Source organism: Kitasatospora sp. NPDC047058 (genome assembly GCF_040643935.1).
GTDB lineage: Bacteria > Actinomycetota > Actinomycetes > Streptomycetales > Streptomycetaceae > Kitasatospora.
Window position 1 is genome coordinate 1 of sequence record NZ_JBEYVJ010000171.1, and the last position, 15,426, is coordinate 15,426.

The window sequence follows — 15,426 nt, forward strand, 5'->3', positions numbered from 1 at the left end:
GAGCGATGGGGTGACGCAGGAAGGTAGTCCAGCCCGGGCGGTGGTTGTCCCGGGCGGCGGCCGCGAGCAGCGGGCCCATGCCGAGGGCGCCGCGCAGCACGCCGCCCCACGGGAACGGTCCGGTCTGCCGTCGCAACGGATGGAGCAGCCAGTCCGGCGGTGTGATCTCCGGTCGGTGCACGCTCCCCCTCGGTCGGCCTGGTGCCGGTCTCCCCGAACCGTACCCCGGCCGGCTTACCGCGCCGCTGCCTGCGGGTAACGCCCCCGTTTCACGGAGGGCTCCGGTTGAGAAGACGGCGGCGCCGACGGAACTCCGGCCCGGACCCGGACGGCCGGGGCCCGGAGGGCCGGGGGCGCCCCGCGCCGTTCCGCAGCGGGCGCGTTCACCCCCGGCAGGCCGGACGGCCGAGCGACCGGCAGGACCGGGTGGCGGCCCGGGTGGCGGCCCAGGTGACGGCCGCCGCGCAGGTGGCGCCGAGGACGGAGCCGGCCACCACGTCGCCGGGGTAGTGCACGCCGGTGTGCACCCGGGAGTAGCCCACGGCACCGGCGAGCACGCCGAGCGGGAAGGCGGCCTCCGGCAGGCCGGCGCCGACCGCCACCGCGAAGGCGACGGCGGAGGCGGTGTGCCCGGAGGGGAAGGAGGTCGAGGCCGGCATCGGCACGTGCCGGCCCGTCACCACCTCGGCGGCCACCCGGTTCGGCCGCGGGCGGCGGACGATCCGCTTGCCCAGCAGGTTGGCCGTCGCGGAGGCCAGGCCGAGCGCGGCGACGCCGCCGAGCGCCGCCCGGCGGGTGCGGCCGGGCCGCAACGCCAGCAGCGCGGCGAGGGTCAGCGAGATCTTGGAGTGGTCGGCCGCCCGGGAGAGCCGACGCAGCCCGACGTCCAGGGCCGGGGTGTCCGCCTTGGCGACGGCGGCGTAGACGACCTGGTCGATCGCGTCCAGGTCGCGCAGCAGCGGGATGAGCGGGACGGGCTCCGTCTCGGGCACGGGGTTCCTCACAGGCACGGGGTTCCTCACGTGGATGGTGTGTCGTGGTCCGGGGACAGCGGGCGGCCGAGGGCGAGGACGATGAGCCGGTTCCAGTCCAGCGGCAGGCTGGTCACGGGCGCCCCCGGGCGGTGCACCGGCACCCGCACGCGAAGCGCCCGCGGGCGGATCTCGCAGCGGACGGGCGGCGTCAGACGCAGCGCTTCGCCGTCCACGGCCACCGCGAGGCCCTCGGCGGCTTCGGAGGTGCCGGTGCCGGTGCCGGTCCCTGCCGCGTCGGCGGCGGTCGCGTCGGTACCCGTCCCGCCCGTGCCCGGGCCGACGACGACCTCGCGGGCCGTCAGCGTCCGCAGGCCCGAGGCCCGGGCGCCGCGCAGGGCGATCTCGGCGGCCTGCACGGCCCCCTCCACCCGGATCCCGAAGACGCCGAGCAGGCCGGTGTCCAGGCGCTGCCGCCGCCCGGCGGCCAGCGGGTCCCCGCCGGTGTACGCGTTGTTGCTGATCAGCAGGGCCTGCTGTCCCTCCAGCCGGACGTCGTCGGCCTGGGCGTTCAGGCGGGCCCCGGCGCCGAGCAGCAGGTCCGGCAGGGCCTCCAGCGCGGTGCCGACCTTGGCGTCCCGGTACTCGGGGCTCTGCACGATCTCCGCGTACGCGCCGAAGGAGACCGTGTTGACGAAGGGCAGGCCGGCCACCGCACCGAGGTCGACGCGCAGTTCCTCACCGTTCGTCAGCGCGTCCAGGCAGGTGGACGGGTCGGTGCGGTCGAGCCCGAGGTCCATGGCGAAGTGGTTCCTCGTCCCGGCGGAGATCACCAGGAACGGCAGGTCGTGCTCCGCGGCGACGGCGGCCACCAGCGCCTGGGTGCCGTCGCCGCCGGCGACGCCGAGCAGGTCCGCACCGTCGGCGACGGCCTGGCGGGCGAGCTCGGCCACGTCCGTCTTGACCGCCGGGTCGAGCACGACGACGCGGGCGCCGAGCCGGCGGGCCTGCTCGGCGAGGCCGAAGCGGGCGACCTTCCCGCCGCCGGAGCGCGGGTTCATGATCAGGACGGGCCGCTCCGGACGGGGCGTCCGGTGCCCGCGCATCGGGCGCGGCGGCCGGACCAGGTGCAGCCCCGAGCGGGCGAGCTGGAGCGCGAGCGCCCACAGCGCCACCGCCCCCAGCACCGGGATCCAGACCCCGGTGGTGGCGTACAGGACCACGACCGTGACCGGGACCGCGACCGCCACCAGGGCGCCGCCCAGCCTCAGCAGCCCGTGGTGGGTCAGTGCCCACCAGACCGCGGCGGCCGTGACGGCCAGCCCGAGCAGCCCGACCAGCGGGACCAGCAGCCCGGCCTTGCCGATCAGGAGCAGCAGCACCGCCACCGCCCCGGCCGCGGCCAGTACCGCCAGACGCGCCAGTGTCCGCGCCCGCGCCAGCCGCCCCGGCCCACTCCGCTCGGTCACCCCAGGCTCCACTTCTCCCACCCTCCGCCGGCTCCGGTCGCGGTTCCGCCACCGACCGGGGCGTGCCCGTTCCCGCCGTTGCCATGCCCACCGGCACACGGCATCCGGCACCCCAACCCTCCTCCGGCCCCGCGTCACCCGCAGGCCGGTCTGCTCCGACCGGGCGACGGGCGGCGCCCACCGCCGGGCACCCACCGACGGGTGCATACGCCGTCAGGCGGCACTCCGGTGGCCGGACGGGCGCTCGCCGCGTGCGCCGCGGGACCGGACCGCCCCGGCGGCACGCCGTGGATGGCGTGGACACGTCATGCGATGGCGCGATTACTGCTTGTGAGGCCTTCCGCCTCGTCCATACGGTGGCTTCGCCGGCTGTCCCCGACAACGGCGGCGCCGGCCGTCCGGAGGGAGGCGCCGTGACCGGCACCGGGGCCGGACGGAGGACACCGGGCGGACCGCCGAGGTGGAGCCGCCCGGGCCGGCGCCGATGGCCGGCGCTCCCGCCCGCCGATGCCCGCGCCGCCGACACCCGCGCCGAGGAGGCCCGACGATGTCCGTCCTGCACGACCTCGCTCCCCGCAGCCGCCGGAGCGAACCCGGCCGCCGCCGGCCGGTCCCGGCCGCCGCCACACCGGCCACCACCACGCCGGCCGGCCCCGGCTACGCCCGGCGGCACGCCGCGGACTACGACCGCTGGTTCGCCGAGTCCGCCGCCACCCCGGCGACGGTCGCCACGCTGGCCTGCCTCGCCGGTCCCGGCCCGGTGCTCGAACTCGGCGTCGGGACCGGCCGGATCGCCCTTCCGCTGGCCCGCACCGGCCTCGACGTCCACGGCATCGAGGCCTCGGAGGCGATGCTCCGGCAGCTGCGCGCCAAGCCCGGCGGCACCGAACTCCCCGTCGTGCTGGGAGACTTCGCCGACGTCCCGGTCGCCGGGCGGTTCACCCTGGTGTACGCGGCCGGCGGCAGCTTCTGCGAACTCCCGGACCGGGACGCCCAGCAGCGCTGCCTCGCCGGGGTCGCGGCGCGGCTCACGCCCGGCGGCCTCCTCGCGCTGGACGCGCACGTCCCGGAGGCGCTCGCGGTCGCCGCCGCGTCCGGCGTGCCGGAGGTCGTCTCCGAGTCCGACGACCACCTCGTCCTCTGCCACCGCCGGATCGACCACGCCACGCAGTCCTGCCGCTCCCACTACCTCGTCCACGAGGGCGGCCGCACCCACCACGTCCGCGTCCGCTCCCGCTACGCCTCGCCCGGCGAACTCGACCTCATGGCCGAGGCGGCCGGACTGCGCCTGATGGCCCGTCACGGCTCGTGGGACAAGGCCCCGTTCACCGGGGACAGCACCTCCCACGTCTCCGTCTACACCCGCCGCTGACGATGCGACTCCCGACGCCACACATCCCCGGCCCCGCCGGGACCGCGACCGGTCCCGGCCGCCCGGCACGGGCTTCCCCGTCCCGCACCACGACGGGCCGCGCCGGCCCAGGCAGGAGAAGAAGCAGGACCGGCCGGAGCCGGGGCATGAGCCCCGACCCCGGCCGGTCCTGCTGTACGGCTGCCGCCGGGTCAGCGCACCGCCGGCCCAAGCGTCGAGGCGAAGCGGGCGAGTTCGGCCACCGCCTGGTCGATCCGGGCGGTCAGCCCGGCCCGCGCGGCCGGGTCGGCGAAGTCGCTGCGCTGCGCCACCAGGTGGGTGGGCACGGCCCAGCCGCCGAGGGCGCGGACCACCGCGCGCAGGTGGTCGCAGGCGCCGGACGCGTTGTGCAGGCTGGTCGCGGTGGCCGCGACCAGGACCGGGCGGTCCGCGAACGCGGTGTCCGGCAGGTGGTCCAGGACGTTCTTCAGCACCCCCGAGAGGCTGCCGTGCTGGACCGGGGTGGCCAGCACCACGGCGTCGGCGGCGGCCACCTCCTTGTGCAGCCGGTCGACCGAAGGGTCCCGCAGCAGTTCGCCGGTGCGGTAGCGGTCCGGGTCGAGGGCGGGCAGCGCGAGCAGCGAGCGGTCGAGCTCGCCGGTCGTCAGGTGCCCGGTGAGCTCGGCCCGTTCGGCGATCAGGCCGGTGAGCGCGTGGCAGCTGGACGTGCCGGCGATGGTGCCGGTGACCAGCAGGAGGTTCACGAGCCCGCCCCGCGTGCGGCCCAGGCGTCCTTGAGGGTGTTCAGGTGCTCCAGGCCGGCCAGCACCTGGTCGGGGTCCACGCCGAAGTCGATCAGGCAGGCCACCTCGTCGATGCCGAGCGCGTCGAGCCGCTCCAGGGTGGCCAGGCCGTCCTCGACGGTGCCGAACAGGCCGCCGGTGTCGAAGTAGCGGTCGAAGGAGCGCTCCACCAGGAAGTCGAGGTCGTCGTCGTCGAGCTCCTCCGGGTCGACACCCGGCAGGATGTCCCCGGCGGCCTTCATGATCAGGCCGATCGAGCTGCGGATGTAGGCGCTGAACGGCCGGCGGACGATCTCCCGGACGGCGTCCCGGTCGGTGCCGAGGAAGGTGTGCAGCATCAGGGCGACCTGGCCGGCCGCACCCCCGGCCCCCGCGGGCAGGGCGGCCCGGTAGGCGGCGATCTTCTTGGCCAGGTCCTCCAGCTCCTGGCCGAGCAGGTGGGTGAGCAGGCCGAGGCCCTGCTCGCCGGCCTGCCGGAAGGTGTCGGGGCTGCCCGCGCTGGTGAGCCAGACCGGGAGCTCGGACTGGACGGGCGCCGGGTAGCTGCGGACCGCGACCGGGTTGCCGTCGCCGTTCGGGAGGGTGACCTCCTCCTGGCGCCAGAGCTTCCGGACGGTCTCGATGGTCTCGGTCAGCACCTCCTTGCGCCCGGCGTAGTTCTCCGGGCGCAGCACGAAGTCGTTGGCGTGCCAGCCGGAGGCGAAGGAGAGGCCCACCCGGCCCTCGGACAGGTTGTCGACGACCGACCACTCCTCGGCGACGCGCACCGGGTGGTGCAGCGGGCCGACCACGCTGCCGGCCCGGATGCCGACGCGCTCGGTGACGGCGGCGAGCGCCGCGCCGGTGACGGCCGGGTTGGGGTACTGGCCGCCGAACTCGTGGAAGTGCCGCTCGGGCGTCCAGACGGCGTTGAAGCCGTGGGTGTCGGCGAACCGCGCGCCTTCGAGCAGCAGCCGGTACTGCTCCCGGCCGCGGCCCTGGCCGTCCGCGAAGTAGAAGAGACTGAAGTGCACTGCCTTGCCCCCCTGTGGCGAAGGTGGATCCGGGCCGGGCGAGAGCCGGCGGCCCGACGGAGCCGGGGCTCCGGTGAGAAAGTGGGTGGGACGGTGTGGCGGACGGTCAGGCCTTGCCGCTGGCGGCCCGCGCCGGTGCCGCGTCGTCGAGTCCCTCGACCTCCACGGCCGGGCGGCGCGAGCTCCGCACCAGCAGCGTGGCCAGCGCCCCGGCCACCAGGACGGCGACCGGCAGCAGGAAGGTGGCGCGGATGGCCCCGGTGGTGTCGTCGTGGACGAGCCGGGCCTGCAGGAGCGCGCCGACCATGGCGCTGCCGAGCAGGCTGCCGCAGAGACGGGTGGTGTTGAACAGGCCGGACGCGGCCCCGGACATGGCCGGCTCGATCTTCTCGAAGGCGACCACGCCGGCCGGGGCGAAGGCCACGCCCATGCCGAGGCCGACGAAGACCAGGCCGGGCAGCAGCACCGTCCAGCTGGAGTCGGCGTTGATCAGGACGGCCAGCAGCCCGATCCCGGCGGCGAACAGCGACAGGCCCGCGATCATCACGTACTTGCCGCCGAAGCGGTCGCAGAGCCGGCCGGAGTACGGTGCCACGAAGACGGAGACGAGCGGCGCGGCCGCGATCAGCAGGCCGGCCTGGAAGGCGCTGAAGTGCTGCACCTCCTGGAGGTACATCGGGGCGAGCAGCAGCATCCCGCCGAGACCGCACGGGAGTGCTCCGACGACCACGGACATCACGGTGAAGTTCCGGTCGCGCAGGATGGCGAACGGCACCAGCGGGTCGCGGTCCTGCCGGCCCCGCTCGACCCAGAGGAACAGGCCGATCACGGCCACGCCGATCAGCATCAGCAGCGGCACGTTGAGCGGGCCCCACAGGGTGCCCCAGTTGTGGGACTCACCCTCCATCAGGCCGTACACCACGCAGAACATGGCGACGGTGAGCAGCACCGAGCCGAGGACGTCGATCCGGGGCTTGCTGGTCGGCTCCAGTGCCGGGATGAAGGCGAGCACCAGGACCGCGCCGATCACCCCGACCGGGATGTTGATGTAGAAGATGCCCCGCCAGCCGAGCCAGGAGACCAGGAAGCCGCCGAGCGTGGGGCCGGCCGCGGCGATGATGCCGGCGAAGGAGCCCCAGACGCCCATCGCGGTGCCGCGCCGTTCGGCCGGGAAGATCTTGGTGATGATCGCCATCGCCTGCGGGGTCTGCAGCGCGGCGCCGACACCCTGGAGGACGCGGGCGGCGATCACCTGGCCGGGCGTCTGGGCGAAGCCGCAGGCCGCCGACGCGACGACGAACACCGCCAGGCCGATCAGGAACATCTTCCGCATGCCGTAGAGGTCGCCGAGCCGGCCGCCGGTGACCAGCAGCACGGCGTAGGAGAGCAGATAGGCGTTGATGATCCAGAGCACCTGGTCGACGCCGGCGCCGAGGCCCTCGCCGAGCGCGGGCACGGCCACGTTGACCGCGGTGGTGTCCAGCAGGACGACCGCCTGGGTGAAGCAGATGGCGAACATCGCCAGCCACGGGTTCCGCTCGCGGTCCGGCAGGCCGGGGCGGCCCGGGCCCGTACTGGTGTCGGTGGTGCTCATCGGACCGCCTCGCTTCGCTCGCTCATGGTTCTCTCCTCGCGGTGACCGGGCCCTGTGGTGGTGGCCCGGCCGTTCGGCCTGCGGGGGCGCGCCCGTCCGGTGGCGCGCCCCGCCGCTGCTGCGCCGGTCAGGCCTGGGCGGCCAGGCTGCGCGGGCGCAGGTCGGTCCAGTTGGCCTCGATGTGGTCGAGGGCGGCCTGCCGGGTGTCGGGGCCGAAGGCGGTCTCCCAGCCGGCCGGGACGGCGACGGTGGTCGGCCAGAGGGAGTGCTGCCCCTCGTCGTTGACCAGGACCAGGTAGCTGCCGTCGGCGTTCTCGAACGGGTTGGTGCTCATCGGGCGTTCCTTTCGGTGGAGCTTCGGTGGAGCGGGGCGGAGCCGGGCCGGCCGCGGTCGACCGGCCCGGCGGGTTGCGGGGTTCAGTCGTTTGCGGTCCGGCGGAGCTCGGCGGCGAGCACCGCACCGATCCGGGAGATCGGCTGCGGACGGGTCATCGCGCCGTGCTCGCAGTCCACCGGGTGGTCGTGGACCGTCCCGGTGACGTGTGCCGCCCATGCGCGGGCGGTCGGGTCGTCGGACGTCTTGTCCGCCGTGGCGGTGAAGAACAGCAGGTCACCGTCGAACCGACGGGGCGTGAACTCCCCCATCAGGTCCGCGTTCCGGACGAACCCTCGGGCCAGGTCCGTCAGCCGTTCCGGGGTCACCCCGGCGAGCGGGCTCTGCTGCCCCCTGAGCAGGTCCAGCGCAAGCTCTGGCGTGAGCGCCTCAACTTCGCCAGTCTGCACCGGGTGGCCGAGCGAGTCAAGGAGATCCGCCAGCGCCTGGTGATCATCCGTCAGACGCCCGCCCCCGCCCGGAGCAGGGTAACTGTCCATCAGCGCGAGCAGCCTAACCTGCTCTCCCCGCTCGCGCAGCCGGACCGCGATCTCGTGCGCGACCGTGCCGCCGAAGGACCACCCCAGCAGGTGGTACGGGCCCTCGGGCTGCACCTCGCGGATCAGCGCGAGGTAGTCCTCGGCCATCTCGGCGAGCGTCGCGGGCGAGGCCTCCGGGTCGGTCAGCGTGCGGGCCTGGAGGCCGTACAGCGGTCGCTGCGGCTCCAGCTCGCGCAGCAGGCCGGAGTACACCCAGGCGATGCCGGCCGCCGGGTGGACGGCGAACAGCGGCGGCAGGGTGCCCTCGGCACGCAGCGGCAGCAGCGTGGCGAAGTCGTCCGCCCAGGGCGCGTCCCCCGCCTCGACCGCGGCCAGCCGCTCGGCGAGCCGGGCCACCGTCGGCGCCTCGAACAGGGCACGGATGCCCAGTTCGGCGCCGGTGGTCTCGCGCAGCCGGGCCGTCAGGCGGGCGGCGAGCAGCGAGTGGCCGCCGAGGTCGAAGAAGCCGTCGTCGATGCCGACCTCGGGCAGGCCGAGCACGTCCGCGAAGGCGGCGCACAGCTCCTTCTCCAGCGCGGTGCGCGGGGCGCGGCCGGTCACGGAGGTGCCGAAGTCCGGCTCCGGCAGCGCCTTGCGGTCGGTCTTGCCACTGGGCGTCAGCGGCAGCGCGTCCAGCACCATGACGACGGTCGGCACCATGTAGTCGGGCAGCGCGTCGGCCAGGAAGGCCCGCACCTCGGCCGGGTCGAGCCCGTCCTCGGCGGCCGGGACGGCGTAGCCGACCAGCCGCTTGACGCCGCCGGCGCCCTCGCTGACCACCACGGCGCCCGCGGCCACGCCGGGGTGCCGCACCAGCGCGGTCTCGATCTCGCCGAGCTCGATCCGGAAGCCGCGCACCTTGACCTGGTGGTCGACCCGGCCGAGGAACTCCAGGTTGCCGTCCGGGCGGCGGCGCACCAGGTCACCGGTGCGGTACATCCGGCTGCCGGCCGGCCCGTACGGGTCGGCGACGAAGCGCTCGGCGGTCATCGCGGGCCGCTGCCAGTAGCCGCGGGCCACGCCGGAGCCGGCGATGTAGAGCTCGCCGGGCACGCCGACCGGGACGGGCCGCAGGCCGGCGTCCAGGACGTGGGTGCGGGCGTTCCAGATCGGGCGGCCGATCGGCGGGGCCTGCGGGGCCGGGCTGAGCGGGTCGCTCATGGTGGCCACCACCGTGGTCTCGGTGGGACCGTACACCTGCATCACGGTGCGGCCCGGGGACCACTTCTCGACCATGTCCGCCGGCAGGGCCTCCCCGCCGACCACGAAGCCGCGCAGCGTGGGCAGGTCGCCGTCGGGCAGCGAGGCGAGCATCGGTGCGACCAGGTCGGTGTGGGTGACGCCGTGCCGGCTGATCAGGTCGTACAGCTCCTGGCCGACGGCCTGCTGGTCCGGTCCGGGCACCACCAGGGCGGCGCCGGAGGACAGCGTCATCACGATGTCGGCCATCGACACGTCGAAGCTGATCGAGACGACGAGCAGGAAGCGGCTGCCCGGGCCGAGGCCGAGCCGGTCGACGTGCGTGCCGGCGGTCGACGCGATGCCCCGGTGGGAGACCACCACGCCCTTGGGGCGGCCGGTGGAGCCGGAGGTGTAGATGACGTAGCCGGGCCGGTCGAGGGTGAGCGGCGCGGTGCGGTCCGCGTCGGCCGGGTCGGTCGCCGGGTACGTCCCGGCGTCGTCGCCGTCGAGCACGATCACCGGCCGGTCGCCGGCGGGGAGCTTGCCGGCGACGGCCCCGGTGGTGAGCACCAGGACGGGGTCGCCGTCGGCGAGCATGTACTCGATGCGGTCGGCCGGGTAGCCGGGGTCGATCGGCAGGTAGGCTGCGCCGGCCTTGGCCACGCCCAGCAGCGCCACGACCATCTCGACCGACCGGGGCAGGGCGAGCGCGACGAACTGCTCCGGCCCGACGCCGAGGCCGATCAGGCGGTGCGCGAGCCGGTTGGCCCGCTCGTTCAGCTCCCGGTAGGAGACCACGGTGTCGCCGAAGACCACCGCGTCGCCGTCCGGGGTGCGGGCCGCCTGGGCCTCGAACAGCTCCGGAAGGGTCGCCGCCGGGACGTCGTGGGCGGTGTCGTTCCAGCCGTGCAGCAGCAGCTCGCGCTCGTCCTCGGCGAGGATCTCCAGGTCGCCGATGCGGCACCCGGGGTCGGCCACCGCGCTCTCCAGCAGCCGCAGCAGGTAGCCGGCGAAGCGCTCGACGGTGCCGCGGTCGAACAGGTCGGCGCTGTACTCGACGACGCCCTCGATGCCGGCGGGCAGGCCGTCCGCACCGCGCCGCTCGACCAGGTCGAGCGCCAGGTCGAACTTGGCCAGCCCGAGCGGGACGATCTCGGCCCGGCCGGTCAGGCCCGGCAGGTCGATCTCGGCGTTCAGGCTCTCCTGGAAGGCCAGCATCACCTGGAACAGCGGGTGGCGGGACAGCGAGCGGGACGGGTTGACCAGCTCGACCAGTCGCTCGAACGGCAGGTCCGGGTGGGCGTAGGCGGCCAGGTCGTGGGTGCGGACCCGGTCCAGCAGCTCGGTGAAGGCCGGGTTGCCGGAGGTGTCGGTACGCAGCACCAGGGTGTTGACGAAGAAGCCGACCAGCTCGTCCAGCGCGTCGTCGGTGCGGGCCGCGATCGGGCTGCCGATCGGGATGTCCTCGCCGGCCCCGAGCCGGGTGAGCAGGGTGGCCAGCGCGGTCTGCAGCAGCATGAACACGGTGGACCCGTTCTCCCGGGCCACCTCCTGCACCCGGCGGTGGAGTGCCGCGTCGATGTGCAGCGGCACGGTGCCGCCCCGGTAGCCGGCGACGGCCGGGCGGGGCCGGTCGGTGGGCAGGTCCAGCTGGTCGGGCAGGCCGGCCAGGGCGGTGCGCCAGAAGCCGAGCTGCTGGGAGAGCTGGCTCTGCTCGTCCTGCTCGCTGCCGAGCACCTCGCGCTGCCACAGCGTGTAGTCGCCGTACTGGACCGGCAGTTCCTCCCACTGCGGGGCGGCGCCGGTGGTCCGGGCGGTGTAGGCGCGGGACAGGTCGCGGGTGAGCGGGGTGGTGGACGGGCCGTCGGCGGCGATGTGGTGCAGCACCAGCAGCAGCACGTGCTGCTGCTCGCCGAGCTCGAACAGGTGAGCGCGCAGCGGGATCCCGGTGGCCAGGTCGAAGCCGCCGCCGGCGGCCTCGTGCAGCTGACCGGCCAGGGTCTCCCGGGTCGCGGCCTGCACGTGGAGCTCGGGGCGGGCCTGCTCGGGGGTGAGGACGAGCTGGTACGGCTCGCCGTCGAAGTCCGGGAACAGGGTGCGCAGCGCCTGGTGGCGCCCGGTCAGGTCGGCCAGCGCCGCGGTGAGCGCGGTGCGGTCGAGCGGGCCGTCGAGGTGCAGGGCGATGGGGATGTTGTAGAGCGGCGAGCCGCCCTCGAAGCGGTTGAGGAACCAGAGCCGGCCCTGCTGGTAGGAGAGCGGCAGCCGCTCGGGCCGCTCGTGGCGGCGCAGCTCCGGGCGGGCACCGGCGGCGCCGGCCAGCCGCTCGGTGAGGCCGGCCACGGTGGGGGCCTCGAACAGGTGGCGGATCTTCAGCTCGGCGTTGAACAGCGCGCGGATGCGGCTGATCAGCCGGATGGCGAGCAGGGAGTGGCCGCCGAGGGCGAAGAAGCTCTCCTCCATCGGCACCGAGGGCAGTCCGAGCACCTCGGCGAACAGGCCGGCGACCAGCTCCTCCTGGACGGTGCGCGCGGCGCGCCCGGCCTGGGCGCCCGGCTCCTCGTCGTGGGCGGGGGCGGGCAGGGCCTTGCGGTCGAGCTTGCCGTTGGGCGTGAGCGGCAGCCGGTCGAGCAGCACCACGGCGCCGGGCACCATGTAGTCGGGCAGCTCGGTGGCGGCATGCCGGCGCAGCTCGGCCGCGTCGGGGGCCGTCTCGTCCGCGGCGGGCACGACGTACCCGACGAGGCGCTTGTCGCCCGGGCGGTCCTCGCGGACCAGGACGGCGGCCTGCGCCACCTTCGGGTGGGAGGCGAGCACGGACTCGATCTCGCCGAGCTCGATCCGGAAGCCGCGCAGCTTGACCTGGTGGTCGACCCGGCCGAGGTACTCGAGGTTGCCGTCGGCGGCCCAGCGGGCCAGGTCGCCGGTGCGGTACATCCGCGAACCGGCGGGGCCGTACGGGTCGGCGGTGAAGCGCTCGGCGGTCAGGCCGGGGCGGCCCAGGTAGCCGCGGGCCAGGCCGTCACCGGCGATGTAGAGCTCGCCGGCCACGCCGGGGGCGGTGAGGGCGAGGTTGCCGTCGAGGATGCGGATCTGGGTGTTGTCGATCGGCCGGCCGATGACGGGTGCGCCGGGGCGCTCGTCCAGCAGGGCCGAGGTGGACCAGATGGTGGTCTCGGTGGGGCCGTACATGTTCCGGACGCCGTCCGAGAGTTCGCGCAGGCGGGCGGCCAGCGCGGGCGGCAGGGCCTCGCCGCCGACCAGGATCCGCACCCCGGCGAGTGCCTGCGGGTGGGAGGCGATCAGCGCCTGCCAGAGCGAGGGGGTGGCCTGCACGACGCGCACGTGCTCGGCCTCGATGAGGGCGGCGAGTGCGGCCGGGTCCTGGACGGTCTCCTTGGCGGCGACCACCAGGGCGGCTCCGGCGAGCAGCGGCAGGTACATCTCCAGCGCCGCGATGTCGAAGGCGATGGTGGTGACGCCGAGCAGCCGGTCCCCGGCGGTCATCGGGACCTGCTCGGCCATGGCGGCGAGGAAGTTGCCGAGCGAGGAGCGCGGCACCACGACGCCCTTGGGCCGGCCGGTGGAGCCGGAGGTGTAGATGACGTACGCCGGGGTGGCCGGGTCGACGGTGATGCCCGGGCTGGTCGCGGGCTGGCCGGCGAGCCGGTCCTCCCGGTCGAGCAGCAGCCGGGGCACGGCACCGTCGGTGGGCGTGTCGGCGGTGGTGACGACCAGGGCGGGGGCCGCGTCCTCCAGCATGTACGCGATCCGCTCGGCCGGGTAGTCCGGGTCCAGCGGCAGGTAGCCGGCGCCGGTCTTGAGGACCGCGAGCAGGGCGGTCACCAGGTCGGCGGTGCGCGGCAGGGCGAGGGCGACGAACTGCTCGGGCCGCACGCCCTCGGCGATCAGCAGGTGGGCGAGGCGGTTGGCGCGCTCGTCGAGCTCGCGGTAGCTGAGCCGCTCGGCGCCGGCGACGACCGCGAGGGCGTCCGGGGTGGCCCGGACGACGGCCTCGAACTGCTCGACCAGGCTCTGCGCGGGCAGGGCGCGGGCGGTGTCGTTCCAGCCGGTCAGCACCTGCTCGCGCTCGTCGTCGGCGAGGACGTCGAGCCCGCCGAGGCGGCTGCCCGGGTCGGCGACGACGGCCTGCAGCAGCCGGCGCAGGCGGGCGATCAGCAGCTCGACGCTGGACCGGTCGTACAGGTCGAGGCTGTACTCGGCGACGCCGGTGATGCCGCCGCCGGGCCGCTCCTCGCAGTAGAACGAGAGGTCGAACTTGGCCGCGTCGAGGGCGACCTCGACCGGCTCGATGGTCAGGCCGGCCAGCTCGTGGTCGGCCGCAGGCGTGTTCTGCAGGGCCAGGAAGACCTGGAACAGCGGGTGGCGGGCCAGCGAGCGGGTCGGGTTCAGCGCCTCGACCAGCCGCTCGAACGGCACGTCCTGGTTGCCGTAGGCGGCCAGGTCGGTGTCGCGGACCCGGCGGATCAGCTCGGTGAAGGCCGGGTCGCCGGAGGTGTCGGTGCGCAGCACCAGGTTGTTGATGAAGAGGCCGACCAGGTCGTCCAGCGCCTCGTCGGTGCGGCCGGCGACGGGGCTGCCGATCGGGATGTCGGTGCCGCCGCCGAGCCGGGTGAGCAGGGTGGCCAGGGCGGCCTGCAGCACCATGAACAGGGTGGCCTGCTCGGAGCGGGCGAGGGCCAGCAGGTCGCGGTGCAGGTCGGCGTCGAGCTCGAACGGCACGCTCTCGCCGCGGTAGCTCGCCCGGGCCGGCCGGGGCCGGTCGGTGGGCAGTTCGAGCTGGTCCGGCAGCCCGTCCAGGGTCTGCCGCCAGTAGTCGAGCTGACGGGCGTACGGGCTGTCCGCGTGCTCCTCGGAGCCGAGCGCGTCCCGCTGCCAGAGCGCGAAGTCCGCGTACTGGACGGGCAGTTCGTCCCAGACCGGGGCGCTGCCGCCGGTCCGGGCGGCGTACGCGCCCGCCAGGTCGCGGCGCAGCGGCGCGATCGACCAGCCGTCGGAGGCGATGTGGTGCAGCACCAGCAGCAGCACGTGCTCCTGCTCGCCCAGCTCGAACAGGTGCGCCCGGAACGGGAGTTCGGCGGCGAGGTCGAACGGGCGGGCGGCCTCCGCGGTCAGCGCGGCGGCGAGCCCGGCGGCGGTGACCGGGGTGACCGGCAGCGCGGGGTCGGCGTCGGCGAGCACCAGCTGGTACGGCTCGCCGGCCTCGGCCGGGAAGAGCGTGCGCAGCGCCTCGTGCCGGGCGGTGAGGTCGGCCAGCGCCGTGGTGAGCGCGGCCCGGTCCAGCGCGCCGCTCAGGCGCAGCGCGAGCGGGATGTGGCTGGCCGCCGGGTTCTCGTCCATCCGGCTGAGGAACCAGAGCCGCTGCTGCCCGTAGGACAGCGGCGGGCGCTCGGGCCGCGGGCGCGGGGTGAGCGCGGCCCGGGCACCGGCGGCGCCGTCCAACTGCAGCGCCAGCGCCTCGGGGGTGGGCGCGTCGAACAGGGCGCGGACGCCGAGCTCGGCGCCGAAGGTGGTGCGGATCCGGCTGACCAGGCGGGTCGCGAGCAGCGAGTGGCCGCCGAGCGCGAAGAAGTCGTCCTGGACGCCGACCCGGTCGGTGCCGAGCACCTCGGCGAACAGGTCGCAGAGCAGTTCCTCGGGCAGGCCGCGGGCGGCCCGGCCGGTGTCGGCGCCGGTCTCGGCGGCGGGCGCGGGCAGCGCCTTGCGGTCGAGCTTGCCGTTCGGGTTGAGCGGGAACGCCTCCAGCACCACGACCGCGGACGGCACCATGTGCGCGGGCATCCGCTCGGCGAGGACGCGCCGGACCTCGGCGGCCTCGGTGGTCCCGGTGACGTAGCCGACCAGGCGCTTGTCGCCGGGACGGTCCTCGCGGACCACCGCGACGGCCTGGGCGACCCCGTCGACCCCGGCCAGCTCGGCCTCGACCTCGCCGAGCTCGATGCGGAAGCCGCGGATCTTCACCTGGTGGTCGAGCCGGCCGAGGTACTCGATCTGGCCGTCGGCGGACCAGCGGGCGATCGGCGGTCTCCAGGTCGATGTCGGAGAGGAGCTCCGCGGTGGCCTCGCCGTCGGTGCGGCTGAGCAGCCGGACCTGTTCGACCAGGCCCAGCAGC

General features: G+C 75.2%; 9 protein-coding genes. 1 reads left to right on the plus strand and 8 read right to left on the minus strand.

What is annotated here, in order from left to right:
• The 3 genes from ABZ885_RS23635 to ABZ885_RS23645 all read right to left on the minus strand — a co-directional run.
• Positions 1-181 (minus strand): hypothetical protein (locus ABZ885_RS23635; RefSeq protein WP_360191976.1); only part of this gene is annotated, 181 nt, incomplete at its 3' end.
• A gap of 202 nt (positions 182-383) precedes the next feature.
• Positions 384-992 (minus strand): phosphatase PAP2 family protein, encoded by a 609-nt coding sequence (locus tag ABZ885_RS23640; protein ID WP_360191979.1) that lies wholly within the window; start codon positions 990-992, stop codon positions 384-386.
• Between the two features lie 26 nt (positions 993-1,018).
• Entirely contained in the window at positions 1,019-2,440 is a 1,422-nt protein-coding gene (locus ABZ885_RS23645; protein ID WP_360191982.1) for a diacylglycerol kinase family protein, read from the minus strand.
• Between the two features lie 547 nt (positions 2,441-2,987).
• Between ABZ885_RS23645 and ABZ885_RS23650 the strand changes: the two genes are divergently transcribed.
• Positions 2,988-3,812, plus strand: coding sequence for a class I SAM-dependent methyltransferase (locus ABZ885_RS23650; protein ID WP_360191985.1), 825 nt, complete (start codon positions 2,988-2,990; stop codon positions 3,810-3,812).
• A gap of 191 nt (positions 3,813-4,003) precedes the next feature.
• Here the strand turns inward: ABZ885_RS23650 and ABZ885_RS23655 are convergent, their stop codons facing one another.
• From ABZ885_RS23655 to ABZ885_RS23675, 5 genes are all read right to left on the minus strand, one after another.
• On the minus strand, positions 4,004-4,555 hold the full coding sequence (locus tag ABZ885_RS23655; RefSeq protein ID WP_360191988.1) for an NAD(P)H-dependent oxidoreductase: 552 nt from the start codon (positions 4,553-4,555) through the stop codon (positions 4,004-4,006).
• Positions 4,552-5,607, minus strand: coding sequence for a MupA/Atu3671 family FMN-dependent luciferase-like monooxygenase (locus ABZ885_RS23660; protein WP_360191991.1), 1,056 nt, complete (start codon positions 5,605-5,607; stop codon positions 4,552-4,554). Before ABZ885_RS23660 ends, ABZ885_RS23655 begins: the two co-directional genes overlap by 4 nt.
• Before the next feature lie 106 nt (positions 5,608-5,713).
• Positions 5,714-7,201: an MFS transporter gene (locus ABZ885_RS23665; protein WP_360191994.1), complete on the minus strand. Its 1,488-nt coding sequence runs from the start codon at positions 7,199-7,201 to the stop codon at positions 5,714-5,716.
• A 127-nt stretch (positions 7,202-7,328) separates the two neighbouring features.
• Entirely contained in the window at positions 7,329-7,535 is a 207-nt protein-coding gene (locus ABZ885_RS23670) for an MbtH family protein (RefSeq protein WP_360191997.1), read from the minus strand.
• A gap of 83 nt (positions 7,536-7,618) precedes the next feature.
• Positions 7,619-15,331, minus strand: coding sequence for an amino acid adenylation domain-containing protein (locus tag ABZ885_RS23675; RefSeq protein ID WP_360192000.1), 7,713 nt, complete (start codon positions 15,329-15,331; stop codon positions 7,619-7,621).
• Positions 15,332-15,426: the final 95 nt, after the last annotated feature.